Below are 17,137 nucleotides of genomic sequence, written 5' to 3' on the forward strand. Positions count from 1 at the left end.
TTTATCCGTAAATGATCCTGCGCAGCTGCCGCAGGGACAGCTCTGGTGCCGCTACCCGGCGACCGCGTAATTCGCGGGCGATCCTCGGGAAGATCTCGTCGTTGGTGTGGCCGCGCGACTTCAGCTCTCCGTGACGGCGCCGGACGTACTCCTCGGCGGACTCGGAGAAGTACGACAGCACGTCGGCGACCACTCGCGCGGCCTCACCCGGGCCCAAGGGGCTCGTCTCGGTGAGGTGGGCGATGAGGTCTTCGAAGGGATGTCGTGTGGTGGACACAGAGGAGGACACTACGCATCTGGAACGAGACACGCCATCATCCTGCCCGATATCGGGCAGGATTTAACTCCAATGGCTCTCTATAGGAGGCTGCTGCGGCCCCAACCTTTACCGAACCGCCACCAGGCGAAGGCGCCGGCGGCGAGTCCGAGCCCGACGAGGACGGCCGCGGGACCGGCCGTGCCCGCGACGTCGCCCCTGACGGAGGCCTGCAGCATGGTCGTCGCCCAGTATCCGGGCGAGATCGGCGCGATCGCCTGCGCCCAGGAGGGCATCATCGAGTACGGCACCAGCGCACCGCCCAGCGCGCTGACCGACAACGCCGCGATGTTGCAGAGCGTGCTCAGCTCACCCTGGCTGCGCACCACTCCGGCCAGGGCCGTGCCCACGCCGAGCAGCGCGAAGCACCACGCCGCCACGGCCAGTGCCAGCGGCCACACCGGTCCCGACGGCCGCATGCCCACCGCCACGATCCCGTACACGAGCAGCACGGCCTGCTGGAAGACCAGCACGGCGAACACCGGCAGGGCCTTGCCGAGCATGATTTCCGGTATGCGGGCCTTGGTGGCCTTGAGGCGGTCCCAGGTGTGCCAGGCGCGCTCGGTGAGGCCGGCCGTGGCCACGTCGGCCATCGACAGGACCGAGAACATGACCAGCAGACCCGTGACGACCTGGACGGGCTCGCCCAGCATGGACTTGAAGATGAGCATGAGGACCATGGGCATGACCAGATAGCTGACCAGGTGGGCCGGGTCGCGCTTACGCAGGAGCACGTTGTGGGCGGCCAGCACGGCGATCCGGTGCAAGGCGTCACGCGGCATGGGCCAGCTCCCTGTAGAGGTCGTCGAGCGACGGCTGGCGAATGTCGATGCCGCGCACCGGGCGGTCCAGGTCACGCAGCAGGGCGGCCAGCGTGGCGGTGGGATCGGTCGTGGCGACCGTGATCTCGTCGTCGTCCAGGGTGACGCGGACCTCGCCCGGCAGCCCCTTGAGCAGTTCGGCGCCCGTGCCCCTCGCGATGACCCGTCCGTTCCTCGCGACGGCGATCGTGGCGTTCAGCTCGGTGAGCTCGGGAAGGTAGTGGGTGCAGTAGACGACCGCCGCGCCGCCGTCCGCCCTGCGGCGCACCGCCGCCAGGAGCGCGGCACGGGTCTCGGGGTCGGCGCCCACCGTGGGCTCGTCGAGGAGGAGCACCTCCGGCTTCGCCAGGAGGGCGGTGGCGGCCTGCGTGCGGCGCTGCTGGCCGCCGGACAGAACGCTCACGCGCCGGTCGAGCACCCCGGTCAGCGCCATCTCCTCCGCCGTGACGTCGATGGCCGCGGCCAGGGCGCGCCGCCGCAGCCCGGCGAGCCCGCCGAACAGCCGCAGCGTCTCCCGGACGGTGACGCTGGGATAGAGGGCGAGCTGCTGGGGCGCCATCCCCACCTCGCCCCGCACCACGACGCTCCCGGCGTCCGCCCGCACCAGGCCGGCGGCGATCTCGAAGAACGTCGTCTTGCCCGCACCGTTGTGCCCGACCAACCCCGCGATCTCCCCCGGCACCACCCGCAGGTCGAACCCGTCCAGCGCGGCGACATCGCCGTACCGCTTGACCAGCCCGTTCGCGCTCAACATGAGACTCAGCCCCCTTCTCAGTCTACGTCGTAGACTGCTCTACACCGTAGACTGAGTCCGTGCGGAAGCTCAAGACCTCCCGGCAGCCGGAAATCCTCGACGCGGCCCTCGCGATCGCCGACGAGCGCGGCCTCGAAGCCCTGTCCATGCGGGCCGTCGCCGAGCGGGTCGGGGTGACACCCATGGCCCTGTACGGCTATTTCCGGAACAAGGACGAACTGCTTGACGGCCTGGTCGGCCGCCTGCTCGGCGGCCTCATGCCCGAAGATCCCGGGCAGACGTGGCAGGAGCGCCTGGGCACGGTCGCCTGGGCCGTCCGGCGCCTGGCCCGCGAGCACCCGTCGGTCTTCCCGCTCCTGCTGCTGCGCACCTCGGTGACGCCCGACGGGGTCAAGCTGGTCGACCTGGCCTATCAGGCGCTGATCGACGCGGGCGTCCCGGAGGCCGACGTCCCCCGGATCGAGCGGCTGATGAGCACGTTCGTGCTGGGCTTCGCACTCTCCGAGGTGAGCGGCCGCTTCTCCGACGCCTCCACGGACATCCGGCTCCGCCGCGGGACCGACGCCCCCGCCCACAGGCGGCTGGCCGAGCACCTCACGCCCGACGACTGGGATGCCGAGTTCTCTGCTGATCTGGCTGATCTCATGCGTATCATCCGACCCGTCTGACACATCCCTCTCTGGGAATGGTTACGTTCAGTAGTTGCATCGTGACGTTCCCGAGAGAGTTGTCATGCACTTCTGGCTCGCCGCCACCCTGATCGCCGGCATGCTCACCTCGCCCGCCCTCGTGCCCGGCTTCGTGCCCGCACGCGACCACCCGCCGCATCCCGGCTCCGCCGCGCGCGTTTCCGGACGGCAGGCCGACTTCGCCGCGGCCGCACGGGAGTACGGCGTGCCGGAGAGCGTGCTGCTCGGCGTCTCGTATCTGGAGTCCCGCTGGGACACGAACGGGGGGTCGCCCAGCACGGCGGGCGGCTATGGGCCGATGCACCTGGTGGACGCGCTGCCTGCCACTCGCGTTGAGCCGGGCGACGCGCTCGGCGACGCGCGGGGGGACGACGCCCGGCCGAGGTCCCGTACGGTCACCGCCGCCCCTCCCCTGTCGGCGATGCGCATGGCCGATCCGCCCGCGACGCTCCCGCAGGCCGGGCGCCTCATCGGCGCCGCCGTTGCCGGCGTGCGGGAAGACCCGGCCACCAACATCAGGGCCGGTGCCGCCCTCCTCGCCTCCTACCAGGACCGCCCGAGCGCCAATCCCGCCGACTGGTACGAGGCCGTCGCCCGCTATTCCGGCGCCGAGGACGCGGCCACGGCCCATGATTTCGCCGACGAGGTGTTCTCGGTGATGCGGGACGGCGTGACACGCCGTACCGACGACGGCTTCCTGGTGCGGCTCGGCCCCGTGCCGAACCTGCCGGCCCTCGACCAGCCCGCCCCGGACGAGAAGCCCGAAGAGGTGGACAAGGCGGGAGACACAGGGCAGGCGGAGTGCCCCGCCTCCCTCGCCTGCGAATGGATGCCCGCCGCCTACAAGCGCTTCGGCAAGAAGAAGAGCAGGGACTACGGCAACCATGACCACCTGAGCCGGACCCGGACCGTCGACTACATCATCATTCACGACACCGAGGGCACCTATAAGGGCATCCCGTCCATGGTCAGCGATCCGGAGTACGCGAGCTGGCACTACACGATCCGCTCCAGCGACGGGCATGTCGCCCAGCACGTGCCGACGAACGACATCGCCTGGCACGCGGGCAACTGGGACGTCAACACCCGTTCGATAGGGATCGAGCACGAGGGCTACCTGGCCAAGGGAGGCACCTGGTACACGGAGGCGATGTATCGCTCGTCGGCCAAGCTGGTCAAATACCTGGCCGGCAAGTACGACATCCCGCTCGACCGCGCCCACATCCTCGGCCACGACAACGTGCCCGGCACCACGCCGAAGGCCGTCTCCGGCATGCACGAGGACCCGGGGCCGTACTGGGACTGGGCCCACTATTTCGAGCTGCTGGACAAGCCGCTCAAAGGGGTGAAGGACGGCGATTCCATCATGATCCGCCCGTCGTACGACAAGAACCGGCCCCGCTTCACCGGCTGCGTCACCGGCAAACCGGCCAAGGAATGCCCGGAGCACGGCGCCACCACGGTCTGGCTGCACAAGGAGCCGAACGAGTCGTCTCCCCTGGTCAGCGACCCGGGCAAGCATCCGGGCAAGCCCGGCACGTACAGCGTGTACGACCACAGCGCCCGCGCCTCCACCGGCCAGCGCTACGCCGTGGCGGGCCGGCAGGGCGACTGGACGGCCATCTGGTACCTGGGGCAGAAGGCCTGGTTCTACAACCCGCCCGCGAACCCCACCGCCGTCCCCGCCAAGGGCCCTCTGGTCACCCCGCGCAAGCCAGACACCAAGGTGTACGGCCGCGCATACCCGGAGAAATCCGCCTACAAGCTGGCGTCCTACCAGCCGCTGACCCCGCTCCAATACAAGATCGGGCCCGGCCAGACGTACACGGTGGGCGACACGATCATCGGCTCCTACTACGCCGCCGACGCCTTCAGCCCGGCCAAACACGTCACCACGACCGGCAAGCTCCGCTACTACCAGATCCAGCTCGGCCACCGCGTGATGTTCGTGATGGCTAAGGATGTGCGCCTGATCAAGTGAATTTGGGCCCACGAGCCTCTGGCTGCGCACGGGCACTCCGGGAAGGCGATATGGTTTTCCCGTAGCCCGGCGCACGTCGCCCGGGGTTCACGCGGAAGTGGCTCAGTGGTAGAGCATCACCTTGCCAAGGTGAGGGTCGCGGGTTCGAATCCCGTCTTCCGCTCGGAGCAAGACTCCTGGTGGAGTGGCCGAGAGGCGAGGCAGCGGCCTGCAAAGCCGTCTACACGGGTTCAAATCCCGTCTCCACCTCGGCCCAGCCGGCGGACCCCTCGGGATCCGCTAAAGTAAACGCAGCACCACGCGGAAGTGGCTCAGTGGTAGAGCATCACCTTGCCAAGGTGAGGGTCGCGGGTTCGAATCCCGTCTTCCGCTCTGAGTTCTAACTCAATACGGACGATTAGCTCAGCGGGAGAGCGCTTCCCTGACACGGAAGAGGTCACTGGTTCAATCCCAGTATCGTCCACCATGCTCCACAGCAGATCAGGGCTGACTTGATCAATCAGGAGTTAATGCCCCAGCTCACGGCATACGCCGGGAGTCTGGGGCTTCTTGTTGTTCCTGGTTGATCATGGGTGTTGTCATCACGGGTGCTGACCCGTGATGCCCCGCGATTCAGTTGCCTCTCTTGACGACCCTCCCACCCTCGAGCTCGCGTGTGTGCAAGTCCGCGCACATCCGGAGCAGTGGAGGCCATCATGGCGCTACGGTTCATCGGCATTGAGGGCACCAGCGAGCACGGCGGTTGCCCCTCCGTCCGGGTCGATGACGAAGACGGAAGGGTTCACGGAACTGGCCGCCCACGCGGTGTACCAGCCCGCTGATCTTGTATGATGCCGGCTCAGCGGGCCTTGGCATGTCAAAGGAGAGGGCGGGATACCTTGCCTTCGTTGCCTCGAACCGCGTGACCGGAGGAGCCGATGCTGGGATGACGGCAGAGCGACCGATGCCCACGCAGGACGACGTGCTCGGGTACTTCAACACGCTGTCGAACTGGGGACGGTGGGGCGACGACGACGAGCTCGGCACTCTCAACCACATCACCGACGACGTCCGGCTGGCGGCGGCGCGGGCCGTGCGCCACGGCAGGAGCGTGTCGTGCGCATGGGAGGTTGACGTACCGCAAGACATGGAGCGGTCGACGACGACGTGCCCGTGCGCCGCCGACATGCCGGGTGCCGAGAACATGCCGGTGCCCGCATTCCACGCCGACCGGCGCTGGGGCTTTTCGAACGAGCGGCTCGGCATCACGTTCCACGGCAACACCATCACCCACCTCGACTCGCCGTGCCACATCTTCTGGGACGGCACGATGTACAACGGGCGATCGCACTCGCTGGTCGACGCCGCAACGGGATCGGCGTGGGCGTCCGTCACTGCGGCGGCGAACGGGATCATCACGCGTGGTGTCCTGCTGGACATTGCGAGGGTCCGCGATGTGCCATGGTTGGAACCGGGGCAGGGTGTGTTTCCCGACGATCTCGAAGAGGCCGAGCGCCGCCAGGGTGTGCGGGTGCGACCCGGCGACGCGGTACTCCTGCGGACCGGCTATGGCCGCGTCCGGCACGAGGCCGGTGAGGCCGGCGGTTTCACGCAAGCCGGCTGGCACGCGTCCTGCCTGCCGTGGCTGCATGAACGGGAGGTCGCGCTGATCGGCGCTGACACCCCCCAGGACGTTCAGCCGTCGGGGTACGAAGACGTGTTGATGCCGGTTCACGCCGTGAGCCTCGTCGCGATGGGCCTGTGGATGCTCGACAACTGCGACCTGGAGGTGTGCGCGACGACGGCTGCCGAGCTCGGCCAGTGGGACTTCCACCTCGCAGTCGCGCCGGTCCGCTTCGCCGGTACGTCCGGCAGCCCAGTCAACCCGATCGCCACATTCTGACCGCGGTTCACGAGGGGGTGCGACGCCGCACCTGGAGCGCGGTCGTGGTCGGTGAGGACACGCCGTGCTGGTCGAGAACCAGGCGGCGGCGGAGGCGGAGACCGCAGCCGCCCTGATCGGCACCGTGATGATCTCGCGGTCAGGGGCTGGTGTCGCTCCGGTGCCGGCCCACGAGCCGAAGCCGGTCCCTCGACGACCTCGTGGCGTCGTTCAAGCTCGCCTCTGCGCAAGTTCGCCTCGCCCAGACGCTCGTGTGGTGGGGTCGTCTCATGACCGCGCTCACCGGCGCGCTTTGATGGAGAGTGCTCTGTTGAGTGTGGTCGCCGGTCACCGAGTTCACCTGTGTGGATGGTCAAGGGCTCGCCTACGGGGCGGCGACGATGGTTTCCACGCCCCTCGCCGTAAAGGGGGCCAGGGACTCCGGGGTGGCGGTGGTGTCCGTTACCAGTGTCCAGGTGTCCGGCATGCGGGCCCAGGCGTGGAAGGGGCGGCGACCCAGTTTCGCGGCGTGGACCAGCAGGTAGACGTGGTGGGAGCGGGCCATCATCAGCTCCTTCAAGCGGGTCTGCTGCAGGCTCGCCTCGCAGATGCCGTCCTCCGCCGTCACCCCGTCGGCGCCGAGGAACACCCGGTCGAACGTCATCATGCTCAAGGCCGCCTCCGCCAGCGGGCCTATGAAGCCCTGGCTCACGTGGCGGAGCGTGCCGCCCAGGCATTCGACGTGGACGCCCGTCGCCCCCGCCAGCTCCTGGAGGGCGTTCAGGCCAGTCGTGGCCACCGTCAGGTCCACGGATCGTCTCAGCTCGTGGGCCAGGGCGCCCGTGGTCGAGCCGGAGTCCAGGAGGATCGTTTCGCCGGGGCGGATCTGGGCGGCGGCCCAGGCCGCTATGGCCCGCTTCGCCTCGAAGGCCTCACCGACGCGTTGTCTGAGCGAGGCCTCCGGGTGGGTGACCACGGCCATGGCGCCGCCGTACGTGCGGGCCAGCAGGCCGGCGGCTTTGAGGTGGGCCAGGTCACGGCGGATGGTGGAAGCGGTCACGCCCAGCTGGGCCGACAGCTCCTCGACGCTGGCCAGGCCCGTGGTGGTGGCCAGGCGGACGATCTCGTCCCGGCGAACCTGCGCAGCGCGGCCCATCGATGGTCCCTTCCCTCACACGCCCCGCGTGGACGACAGCTCGGCCGCCTGGCGGAGGGCTTCGATCATGCTACCGGCGTCCGCCACGCCCTTCCCCGCGATGTCGAACGCGGTGCCGTGGTCCACGGAGGTCCTGATCACCGGCAGGCCGACCGTGATGTTGACGCCTGCCTCCAGACCCAGGATCTTCACCGGGCCGTGGCCCTGGTCGTGGTACATCGCGACGATCAGGTCGTAGTCGCCGCGGCCCGCCAGGAAGAACGCCGTGTCGGCGGGCAGCGGGCCGTGGACGTCCATGCCCTCGGCCTGGAGGCGCTCGATCGCGGGCACGATCTTCTCCTCCTCCTCGCCGTACCCGAACAGGCCGTTCTCCCCGGCGTGCGGGTTGATGCCGCAGACGCCGATCTTGGGGCGGGCGACGCCGGAGCCGCGCATGGCCGCCTCGCCCCGCCGGATGGTCCGCTCCACCAGGCCGGGTTCGATCCGGGCGACCGCGTCGATCAGGCCGACGTGGGTGGTGACGTGGATGACCTTGACCTTGGAGGTGGAGAGCATCATCGACACCTCCTCGGTCCCCGTGAGGTGGGCGAGCAGCTCGGTGTGGCCGGGGAAGACGTGCCCGGCCGCGTGCAGGGCCTCCTTGTTCAGCGGGGCCGTGCAGATCGCCTGTACGTCGCCGGACATCGCCAGCTCGCCGGCCAGCCGTACGTACTCGTAGGACGCGTGGCCCGCGACCGGTGACACCTCGCCCCACGGCAGGTCGCCGGGGAGGAGACCGAGGTCGATGACGTTGATGCGCCCCGCCCGGAACTCCGCGTCTTCGACCCCGGACACGGTGACCACCTCCGGTTGCACGCCGATGAAGCCGGCGGCCTTGCGCAGGCGTCCGGCGTCGCCGATGACCACCGGGCGGCAGAACGTGGCGGTCTCCTGAGCGAGGAGCGCGCCGACGATCACCTCCGGCCCCACGCCGGCGCCGTCCCCCATGGTGAGGGCGATGAGAGGGGTAGTGCTCATGTCAGCCTTTCGATTCCGAGTGAAGGAGGTCCGGGTCGAGATGGACGGCTATGCGGAGGAGGCTGTCGACGTCCCCGAAGCTACCTGGCCTGGTGACCACCGAGTGGCCCTCAGGAGTGCGGCTGTGAACGGCGCCGTGGTGGACCTGGTCCAAGGGGATCAGCTCACGTACGCCCAGCGCGTCCAGAACCCCTCTGGCGGTCTCGCCTCCCGTGAGGATCAGATCGGCGGGGCCTTTCCCGAGCGCCTCGCGCACCACCTCGCCCAGGTGTCGGGTGAGGGCCGCAGCTCCCGCGGTCAGGACGACAGGCCCAGAGGCCAGCGCGTCCCGTACACGTGCGGCGGCACCGAGGTCCAAGGCCGGCAACCTCACGTGCGCGACCCCGTGCTCCACGAGCAGCCTGACCTGCGCGGCCGCCCCCGGCTCGGCCGTCCCGACCACCACCAGCAACCGGCCGTTCCCACGTGACACCTCACAGGAGCCGGCACCTCCGCCGAGAGCGCGGCCGAGGGCGGTGGCGAGGCCGCCCGAGCCCACCAGGCGCGTACGAACCGGGCTCCGAAGCGCGGCGGCCACGATGGCGTCCAGGTCGGCGTCCGTCCGCGCGTCGCATACGGCCACCCGCCCGGCCGTGACGGCCTCGGACAGGTCGGCGCCCACGGGCACATGGACCCATGGGACGTCACCCAGCGCCTCCGCCACGAAGGCGGGAGCGGGACGACGTTCGGAGCGCCAGGCGCGCGTTTCGCGCAGAGGCACCCCATGTATGTACGGCACCCCGCCCACGACCGTACGGCCGGCGGACGGCAGGGCCGGAGCGAAGACGACGGGGGCGTCGAGGCAGGCGGCGACCGTGGCGGCCACGTTGCCGCGCAACAGCGAGTCGACCTTGACGAAGACCTGCCGGTCGCCCGCCTGACGGAGCGCCTCCCGTACCAGGTCGAAGGCTCTCGGGTGATGCCGGCTGTCGAGGTCGGCGACCACCACGGGCGCCGCCGCGGCCAGGCCGGACAGCGCGATCCGGGCGGGACGGGCGGGCGACATGAGAGCCGCCGCCGTCTCCGCCGCGCCCGTGAGGTCATCCGCCAGGGCGAACACGCCGCTCACCTCGAATTGCGCAAATCACGCGGCGAGTATTGCACGAAATGCGCAGACTATGCCACAGTTGCCCGAGAGTAACGCGGTTGTTCCCCGCACACCCCCAGTCCGATGGAGGACTGGATGACTCAGCCCGCACTCCCCGGCATCTCACGCCGCGCGTTCCTCTGGACGGGGGCGGCCGAGGGCCTGGGGCTCGCGGCCGCCGCACGCGGCGGCGCTTGATCCGGCGACCATGCGCGACGTCCTCGCGGCAGCGAAAGGAGCCCCTTGATGAGCGCTGAACCGGTGCTCGGCACGATGACGTTCGGCGACACCGTGGACGCCGGGACGGCCGGGCGGATGCTCGACCTCGCGCTCGACGCCGGGGTCAGCGGCGTCGACACGGCCAACGGCTACGCGGGCGGGGCCGCGGAGGAGATCCTCGGCGAGCTGCTGCGGGGCCGCCGCGACCGGGTCGTGCTGGCGACCAAGGCGGGCATCCCCCACCCGGACGCCGGCGGGCACGCTCCCCTCTCCCCCGCCGGCCTGCGGGCAAGCCTGGAAGGCAGCCTGCGCCGGCTCCAAGTGGACCACGTGGACCTGTTCTACCTGCACCAGCCCGACCGGGCGACCCCGCTGGAAGACACGCTGGCCACGGTCGCCGAGCTGATGGACGAGGGCAAGGTCGGCAGCCTGGGCGTGTCCAACTACGCCGCCTGGCAGATCGCCGGGATCGATCCCCCTCCCGCGGTCGCCCAGCAGTTGTACAACCTGCTGGCCAGGCGGATCGAGGACGAGTACGCGGAGTTCGCCCTCACCGGCGGGCTGCGGACGATGGTGTACAACCCCCTGGGAGGCGGGCTGCTGACCGGACGGCACCGGTTCGACCAGGCACCGGAGAGCGGGCGGTTCGGGGACTCGCGGCTGGCGGAGATGTACCGGAAGCGGTATTGGGACGCGGACCTGTTCAAGGCCGTCGAGGCGATCGACGCGATCGCTCTGCGGGCGGGACTGCCGCCGGCCGAGCTCTCGCTGCGCTGGCTGGCCGGCAAGCCGGTGGTGAACGCGGTGCTGCTCGGCGCGTCCCGCGTCGACCACCTGCGCGCGAACCTCGCGGCGCTGGCCGCCGGGCCGCTGCCCTCCGACGTGGCCGACGCCTGCGACGCCGTGGGCGACGCGCTCCGCGGCCCGATGCCCGCCTACAACCGGTAGGGGGCCCATGAGCCTGCCGCCCGCCCCGCACGTCGCCCGCATCAAAGTCATCAAAGACGTCCGCGTCCCCGCAGAGGAGATCGATCACACATGACCGCAGCCGAGTTCGCCAGAAAGATCCGCAACCGCGAACAGTGCGTCGGTTACTGGGTGGTGCTCGACGCCCCCGTCGCGACCGAGCGCCTGGCCAGGCTGGGGTACGACTACGTCGCGCTGGACGCCCAGCACGGTCTGATCGGCAACGCGGGGCTGCTGTCCAACCTCATGGCCATCGACGCGGGCGGCCGCTCGGTCGGCCTGGTGCGCGTCGAGTCCGGCGAGCCCGCGGCCATCGGCCGGGCGCTCGACTTCGGCGCGGGCGGCGTGATCGTACCGCTGGTGGACACCGCCGAGGACGCGGCCCGCGCCGTGTCCGCCGCCCGCTACCCCGCCAAGGGACGCCGCTCGTACGGCCCCATGCGCTCCATGCTGAGGATCGGCCCCACCCCGGCGGAGGCCGACGAGAGCGTGCTGGTCCTGGCCATGATCGAGACGCCGGACGGGCTGGCCGATATCGAGGCGATCTGCGCCACGCCGGGCCTGGACGGCGTGTACGTGGGCCCGTCCGACCTGTGCCTGGCCGTGGGCGGAAGATTCCCGAACGACCCCGAGGTCGCCGACGTGTTCGAGGCCGCGCTGGTGAGGATCAGCACGGCGGCCGAGGAGGCCGGGATCGCGGCCGGGATCCACAACCCCACCGGCGAGCTGGCCGCCCGCCGCCTGGCCGAGGGCTTCACCTTCGCCACCGTCGCCTCCGACCTCGTCCATCTCGAGCAGGCCGCGGCCGCGCATCTGAAGGCCGCGAGGGGCGACTGAAGGTCCTGATCACCGGTGGACCTGGCCCGGTCAGGGCCAGGCCTTGGCCTCCGCCTCGAATCGGTCACTCTCCACGGGCAGCACACAGAGCAGGTGGCCGCCGGGCGCCCGCAGGATGCGGCACTCCTGCCACCGCGACACCTCCGTCGCCCCGAGCGCCAGCAGCCGCCGGGTCTCGGCCTCGACGTCGTCCGTCTCGATGTCGACGTGGAACCGGGGCGCGTCGTCGTCCACCGCCTGGACAGCGACGTCGAAACCGGGAACGGCCCCGTGCAGCGAGGTGAACTGCTCGTATCCGGGGAGCGGGCTCGCGGTGGCCCCCAGCGCACCCGCCCAGAACGCCGCCGCCTGCTCGGCCTCGGGTGCGGGGGTGTCGATCAGAAGGGCGTAGACCCGGCTGCGATGCATGTCGATCACCCTAGCGACCGCCGGGGGCCCCGTGCGATGTCGCCTTGTGCGAAGTTTCGACTGCGGTGCGTGCATACACCGATTCGGTACGGGTAGCGCCGTTGCATTAGCTCCTCAGGAGGAAACCGTGGACATCAACATAGGCCAAGGCATTTCCGACGCCTGGCGGGCGGTCGCGACGTTCGTTCCGAAGCTGATCGCGATGCTGGTGATTCTCTTCATCGGCTATCTCGTGGCCAAGGCGCTGGAGAAGATCGTCGACAAGATACTCGAACGCGTCGGCTTCGACCGGGCGGTGGAGCGCAGCGGCGTGCAGCGGTGGCTGGAGCGGAGCAAGTACGACGCCAGCAGCCTGCTCGCGAAGATCGTCTTCTACGCGATCCTGCTGGTCACCCTGCAGCTGGCCTTCAGCGTGTACGGGCCCAACCCGATCTCGTCGATGCTGAACAGCGTGGTCGCCTGGCTGCCCATGGCACTGGTCGCCATCGTGATCATCGTGGTCGCGGGCGCGGTGGCCAAGGCCGTCAGGGACATCGTCGAGGGGATGCTCGGCGGGCTCTCGTACGGCCGCTGGCTGGCGACGGCCGCCGCGGTCTTCATCTGGGCGCTGGGCATCATCGCGGCGCTCAACCAGATCGGCGTGGCCACCACCGTCACGACTCCGGTGCTGATCACTGTGCTCGCCACTCTCGGCGCGATCGCGGCGATCGGCTTCGGCGGCGGGCTCGTCCGGCCGATGCAGCAGCGCTGGGAGCGCTGGCTGGGCCGCATCGAGCAGGAGGCGCCGCAGGCGAGGGCGCATGCGGAGGCGTACCAGCGGGGGCGTGAGGACGCTCGGGCGATGTCGGCGGAGACCACCCCCATCCGCACGGGCCCGCCGACGACCCCGCCGCGCGCGGACATGCCTCCGCGCTCGGAGATGCCTCCGGAGTGATCGCGCCCGGCGGGCGTCACGCTCGGGCACGGCGTCCGCCGCACGGCGTGGTCCTCGCTGTGCGGCGGGACGGGGCAGGTCAGGCGGGGAGGCCGTCTTCCAGGAAGCCCTGTTCGCGGGCCAGCCAGCAGACCGCCGTGAGCCGGAGCGCCGCCGCGTCCGGCTCGCCGGTGAAGATCCAGCCACGGTGTCGTAGTTCGTCGAGGAAGCCGAGCAGGTAGTCGCCCAGCGTCTCCCGGTCGATCGGGATCGCGTCGCGCAGCACCGCCGCGTGCTGGTCAACCGCGGCCGTCAGGCCCGGGTCGCGGTCCATCCGGGCGAGCTGGGCGTCGCCCAGTGCGTTCATCAGCCAGCGCAGGGGCGAAGCCGCCCATCCTTCCTCAAAGAACACCAACTAACTGTAAAGCATCTCCCAAGGTCAGTGGCCTTCCGCGTCGATTTCGGCGAGGGTGCGGCGGGCCACCGCGAAGGCGGCGTTGGCGGCCGGAACCCCGCAGTAGACGGCCGTCTGGAGCAGCACCTCCTTGATCTCGTCCCGCGTGAGGCCGTTCCGTAAAGCCGCGCGAACGTGCATGGCGAGCTCCTCCAGCTGTCCCCGGGCCACGAGCGCGGTGAGCGTGACGCAGCTGCGGGTGCGCCGGTCGAGGCCGGGCCGGTTCCAGATCTCGTTCCAGGCGTAGCGGGTGATCAGCTCCTGGAAGTCGCGGGTGAAGTCCGTGGTGGCGGCGACCGCCCGATCGACGTGCGCGTCCCCGAGCACCTCGCGCCTGGTGCGCATCCCCGCCGCCAGACCGTCCTCCGCGGGAAGGGGCGGCGCAGGCGGTTCGTCGAGGGACGCTCCTGACAGGTGGCCGACGATGGCGGTGGTGACCGCTTCGGGGCGTTCCACGTTGGCCAGGTGCGAGGCGCGCGGCACCACCGTCAGGAACGCTCCCGGGATGTTGTTGGCCAGCATGAGGGCCTGGTCGAGCGGCGTGGCCGGGTCCTGGGCACCGGCTATGACCAGCGTGGGCGCGGTGATCTCCCCCAGACGGCGCGTCAGGTCGAAGGCGGCGATGGCCTCGCAGCAGGCGGCGTACGACTTGGCGTCCACCTCCACCAGCTGGTCGAACACCCACTGGCCGTCGAAGTCGGGCGTGAACCAGCGGGCCTTCAGCGTCGGGACGAGCGCCGCCACCCCCTTGCCGCGCACCAGCGCCGCCCGCCCCAGCCACGGCCCCGGCTCGCCGAACTTGGCCGACGTGCAGCACAGCACCAGCTTGCGCACCCGGTGCCGGGCTCGGGTCGCGATGGTCGTGGCGATCGCGCCGCCGAGCGAGACGCCGCCGACCGCGAACTGCTCGGTCTCGACGAGGTCCAGTACGGCCCGCGCCAGCTCGTCGATCGTGAACCCGGCCGCGGCCGGCGGCGAGCCGCCATGGCCCGGCAGGTCGTACCTGAGGACGCGCCAGGAGTCGGTGAGCGCGGGGAGCTGGGGCTGCCAGATCTCCATCGTGGTCCCGAGCGAGGGCCCGAGCACCAGCAGCGGCGCGTCGGACGGGCCGTCGATGCGGTGGTGGAGTTTCACGGTTGCTCCCGATAGGTGGCGAGAATGCGATCGACTAGCTCAGAAGCCGCGCCCAGGTACCCCCCTGGATCGAGCAGCTCATCAGGGACATCGAGCCGCGAGTCCTCCGCTGCCAGGGCCTGCTTCAGTGCCTGTGGGCCGAGGTGGGCGGCGAGGCGTTCGGCGACCAGGCGGCCGCCGGTCAGCTCGGCGTTGGCGCGCATCCGGTCGGGGAACACCCGAAGCCCGGCCACCAGCTCCGCCGCGGTCTCGGCCGCGCCGGCCGTGAGCCGGAGCGCCTCGCGCAGCGGCAGCCACTCCGCCTGCCAGGCGCCCGCGGCCCGCTCGTGCTCGCCGACCTGCCCGAGCACCTGCACGTACGCGGGCACCTGGAGCGCGGCCGAGCGCACGAGGACGGAGAGTGCGGGGTTGCGTTTCTGCGGCATGGCCGACGAGCCACCGGTGGACGACTCGGCCACCTCCCCCACCTCGGTCTGTGCCATGAGGACGATGTCGGTGGCCGGCTTGCCGAGCGCCCTGGCCGTGCCGGCGAGCGCGGCGCCCAGCTCGGTGACGGCGGAGCGCTCGGCGTGCCACGGCACCGCGGGCACCGCCAGCCCGACCTCCTCGGCGAACACCTCGACGAGCAGCAGCGCGGTGGCGGGATCGGCGGCCCCGCCGATCCCGCCGGCCCGCTCGGCGATGGCGGCCAGGGTGCCGGCCGCGCCGCCGAGCTGGGCCGGCAGGCGTAGCTCGCGGAGGTGGGCGCGGGCCCGCTGGAGACCGGCCAGCCATCCCGCCGCCTTCAGCCCGAACGTGGTCGGCACCGCCTGCTGCCCCAGCGTCCGCGCGGCCATCACCGTGCCCTTGTGACGCTCGGCCAGCTCGCACAGATCCCGCATGATCGCGCTCAGATCGCCCACGATGGCACGTACCGCCCGCGTGGCCACAAGCATGGCCGCACTGTCCAGGATGTCCTGGCTGGTCGCCCCCAGGTGCGCGTACGAGGCCGCGCCCGGCACGGCCCGCCGCAGGTCGGAGACCAGCGGCACGACGGGGTTGGCCGACTGGCGGCCGCGTCGGGCCAGGTCGGCCGGGTCGAGGACGAGCGCGGCGGCCGTCCTGTCGATGGCCGCGGCCGCCTCGGAAGGGATGAGCTCCAGCCGGGCCTGCGCGCGGGCGAGCGCCGCCTCGGCTTCCAGCATGGCCCGCAGCCAGGCCGCGTCCGAGGTGATCTCCTCCGCTCGAGTGCCCGCCCAGACCGGGGCGAGCAGGCCGCCGTCAGAACTCAACGCAGTCCGTCTCCTCCATGGAAGCCATCTTTCATGGCAGTCCGACGTAATTCTCCGCCAGGGTGGTCGCCGCCGCCTCCGACGAGGTCACGTAATCCAGGTACGAAAGCTGCAGCCGCCGCCCGTACGGGTCGTCGTCCTCGAACGTGTGCAGCAGCGTCGTCATCCACCACGAGAAGTGCTGCGCCCGCCAGACCCGCTTCAGGCACGCGGCGGAGTAGCCGTCGAGCAGTTCGGTCGAGCCGTCCGCGAAGTACGCGGCCAGCGCCTCGGTCAGCACGCGGACGTCCGCCACGGCCAGGTTGAGCCCCTTGGCGCCGGTCGGCGGCACGATGTGAGCGGCGTCCCCGGCCAGGTAGAGCCGGCCGTACTGCATGGGCTCTGCCACGAACGCCCGCATCGGCGTGACGCCCTTCTCCATGATCTCGCCGGTCGTCAGCGTGAAGCCGGGCACGCTCTCCAGCCGTGCCTTCAGCTCGGCCCAGATCCGCTCGTCCGGCCAGTCGTCCACCTGAGCGTCGGCCGGAACCTGCAGGTAGAAGCGGCTGACGGTGGGCGAGCGCATGCTGTGCAGCGCGAAGCCGCGCTCGGTCCTGGTGTAGATCAGCTCCTCCGACGAGGGCGCCACCCTGGCCAGGATGCCCAGCCAGGCGAAGGGATAGTCCCGCTCGTAAACGCTCAGAACCCCCTCGGGGACGGACGGCCTGGACACGCCGTGGAAGCCGTCGCACCCGGCGATCACGTCGCAGTCGAGCCGCTCGCCGCCGAACGTCAGGTACGGCCCCGAGTCCAGCGAGTGCAGCGCCACGTCCTCGACCTCGAACCGCACGTCGCCGCCCGCCGCGAGCCTGGCCGCGATCAGGTCCTTGACCACCTCCTGCTGGCCGTACACGGTGATGGACCTGCCCGGCACGAGCTTCTCGAACGCGATGCGGTGGCCTGCGCCGCCGTACCTGAGCTCGATGCCGTGGTGCGGCAGCCCCTCGCGCAGCATGCGCTCGCCGACGCCCGCCTCGACCAGCGTGTCCACCGTGCCCTGCTCCAGCACCCCGGCCCGCACCCGCCGCTCGACGTAATCGCGGCTGCGCTTCTCCAGCACCACGGAGGAGATGCCGCGCAGGTGGAGCAAATGGGATAGGAGCAGTCCGGCGGGGCCTGCCCCGATGATCCCGACCTGAGTTCGCATGACGGAAGCATCCTGCCTCGACCGCGAT

At 70.6% G+C, this 17,137-nt stretch carries 17 protein-coding genes and 4 tRNA genes; 10 read left to right on the plus strand and 11 right to left on the minus strand.

All coding sequences use genetic code 11. The features are described 5' to 3' along the window. Position 1 precedes the first annotated feature (1 nt). The 3 genes from ACQPWU_RS39255 to ACQPWU_RS39265 all read right to left on the minus strand — a co-directional run bounded on the left by ACQPWU_RS39255 (position 2) and on the right by ACQPWU_RS39265 (position 1,891). A complete protein-coding gene (locus ACQPWU_RS39255) occupies positions 2–277 on the minus strand; it encodes a hypothetical protein (protein ID WP_433430726.1) in 276 nt (91 codons plus the stop codon). Positions 278–357: 80 nt separating this feature from the next. Beyond that, the gene (locus ACQPWU_RS39260) at positions 358–1,098 is read right to left on the minus strand and encodes an ABC transporter permease (protein WP_433430728.1); all 741 of its coding nucleotides are present in this window, start codon (positions 1,096–1,098) and stop codon (positions 358–360) included. Then, positions 1,088–1,891 (minus strand): ATP-binding cassette domain-containing protein, encoded by an 804-nt coding sequence (locus ACQPWU_RS39265; RefSeq protein ID WP_433430730.1) that lies wholly within the window; start codon positions 1,889–1,891, stop codon positions 1,088–1,090. Before ACQPWU_RS39265 ends, ACQPWU_RS39260 begins: the two co-directional genes overlap by 11 nt. Before the next feature lie 59 nt (positions 1,892–1,950). Between ACQPWU_RS39265 and ACQPWU_RS39270 the strand changes: the two genes are divergently transcribed. The 7 genes from ACQPWU_RS39270 (at position 1,951) to ACQPWU_RS39300 (ending at position 6,443) form a co-directional block, all read left to right on the plus strand. Continuing rightward, positions 1,951–2,559, plus strand: coding sequence for a TetR/AcrR family transcriptional regulator (locus ACQPWU_RS39270; protein ID WP_433430731.1), 609 nt, complete (start codon positions 1,951–1,953; stop codon positions 2,557–2,559). A 64-nt stretch (positions 2,560–2,623) separates the two neighbouring features. Further along, a complete protein-coding gene (locus tag ACQPWU_RS39275; RefSeq protein ID WP_433430733.1) occupies positions 2,624–4,561 on the plus strand; it encodes an N-acetylmuramoyl-L-alanine amidase in 1,938 nt (645 codons plus the stop codon). A gap of 91 nt (positions 4,562–4,652) precedes the next feature. After that, positions 4,653–4,724: transfer RNA gene (locus ACQPWU_RS39280), tRNA-Gly, on the plus strand. Between the two features lie 15 nt (positions 4,725–4,739). Next, a tRNA-Cys gene (locus ACQPWU_RS39285) sits at positions 4,740–4,810 on the plus strand. A 51-nt stretch (positions 4,811–4,861) separates the two neighbouring features. Further along, positions 4,862–4,933, plus strand: a tRNA-Gly gene (locus ACQPWU_RS39290). A 19-nt stretch (positions 4,934–4,952) separates the two neighbouring features. Beyond that, positions 4,953–5,027, plus strand: a tRNA-Val gene (locus ACQPWU_RS39295). A gap of 477 nt (positions 5,028–5,504) precedes the next feature. Continuing rightward, positions 5,505–6,443, plus strand: a complete 939-nt coding sequence (locus tag ACQPWU_RS39300; protein ID WP_433430735.1) for a cyclase family protein — start codon at positions 5,505–5,507, stop codon at positions 6,441–6,443. 364 nt (positions 6,444–6,807) lie between these two features. Here the strand turns inward: ACQPWU_RS39300 and ACQPWU_RS39305 are convergent, their stop codons facing one another. The 3 genes from ACQPWU_RS39305 to ACQPWU_RS39315 are packed head-to-tail and all read right to left on the minus strand — an operon-like array spanning position 6,808 to position 9,694. Next, the gene (locus ACQPWU_RS39305; protein WP_433430737.1) at positions 6,808–7,578 is read right to left on the minus strand and encodes a DeoR/GlpR family DNA-binding transcription regulator; all 771 of its coding nucleotides are present in this window, start codon (positions 7,576–7,578) and stop codon (positions 6,808–6,810) included. Between the two features lie 15 nt (positions 7,579–7,593). Further along, the gene (gene pdxA / locus ACQPWU_RS39310; RefSeq protein WP_433430738.1) at positions 7,594–8,595 is read right to left on the minus strand and encodes a 4-hydroxythreonine-4-phosphate dehydrogenase PdxA; all 1,002 of its coding nucleotides are present in this window, start codon (positions 8,593–8,595) and stop codon (positions 7,594–7,596) included. Position 8,596: 1 nt separating this feature from the next. After that, on the minus strand, positions 8,597–9,694 hold the full coding sequence (locus tag ACQPWU_RS39315) for a four-carbon acid sugar kinase family protein (protein ID WP_433430740.1): 1,098 nt from the start codon (positions 9,692–9,694) through the stop codon (positions 8,597–8,599). A gap of 273 nt (positions 9,695–9,967) precedes the next feature. Here ACQPWU_RS39315 and ACQPWU_RS39320 point away from each other — a divergent pair, with 273 nt between their 5' ends. Both ACQPWU_RS39320 and ACQPWU_RS39325 read left to right on the plus strand, forming a co-directional pair. Continuing rightward, entirely contained in the window at positions 9,968–10,888 is a 921-nt protein-coding gene (locus ACQPWU_RS39320; protein ID WP_433430742.1) for an aldo/keto reductase, read from the plus strand. A 90-nt stretch (positions 10,889–10,978) separates the two neighbouring features. Next, complete coding sequence (locus tag ACQPWU_RS39325; protein ID WP_433430744.1) at positions 10,979–11,743, plus strand: HpcH/HpaI aldolase family protein; 765 nt, start codon at positions 10,979–10,981, stop codon at positions 11,741–11,743. A gap of 30 nt (positions 11,744–11,773) precedes the next feature. Here ACQPWU_RS39325 and ACQPWU_RS39330 read toward each other — a convergent pair whose 3' ends face one another. Beyond that, the gene (locus tag ACQPWU_RS39330; protein ID WP_433430746.1) at positions 11,774–12,151 is read right to left on the minus strand and encodes a VOC family protein; all 378 of its coding nucleotides are present in this window, start codon (positions 12,149–12,151) and stop codon (positions 11,774–11,776) included. A 127-nt stretch (positions 12,152–12,278) separates the two neighbouring features. Between ACQPWU_RS39330 and ACQPWU_RS39335 the strand changes: the two genes are divergently transcribed. Then, positions 12,279–13,085, plus strand: a complete 807-nt coding sequence (locus ACQPWU_RS39335; RefSeq protein WP_433430748.1) for a mechanosensitive ion channel family protein — start codon at positions 12,279–12,281, stop codon at positions 13,083–13,085. A gap of 79 nt (positions 13,086–13,164) precedes the next feature. On the opposite strand, the gene ACQPWU_RS39340 is transcribed toward ACQPWU_RS39335, so the two are convergent. From ACQPWU_RS39340 to pobA, 4 genes are read right to left on the minus strand one after another with little or no spacing between them, the layout of a single operon-like run. Beyond that, positions 13,165–13,476, minus strand: coding sequence for a DUF6401 family natural product biosynthesis protein (locus ACQPWU_RS39340; RefSeq protein WP_433430750.1), 312 nt, complete (start codon positions 13,474–13,476; stop codon positions 13,165–13,167). Between the two features lie 27 nt (positions 13,477–13,503). Further along, positions 13,504–14,652, minus strand: coding sequence for a 4-carboxymuconolactone decarboxylase (gene pcaC, locus ACQPWU_RS39345; RefSeq protein WP_433430752.1), 1,149 nt, complete (start codon positions 14,650–14,652; stop codon positions 13,504–13,506). After that, on the minus strand, positions 14,649–15,923 hold the full coding sequence (locus ACQPWU_RS39350; RefSeq protein WP_433430753.1) for a lyase family protein: 1,275 nt from the start codon (positions 15,921–15,923) through the stop codon (positions 14,649–14,651). Before ACQPWU_RS39350 ends, pcaC begins: the two co-directional genes overlap by 4 nt. A 31-nt stretch (positions 15,924–15,954) precedes the next feature. Continuing rightward, complete coding sequence (gene pobA, locus ACQPWU_RS39355; RefSeq protein ID WP_433430754.1) at positions 15,955–17,109, minus strand: 4-hydroxybenzoate 3-monooxygenase; 1,155 nt, start codon at positions 17,107–17,109, stop codon at positions 15,955–15,957. Between the last annotated feature and the right edge of the window lie 28 nt (positions 17,110–17,137).

It is taken from the genome of Nonomuraea sp. CA-141351 (genome assembly GCF_050944675.1).
Taxonomy (GTDB): Bacteria; Actinomycetota; Actinomycetes; order Streptosporangiales; family Streptosporangiaceae; genus Nonomuraea.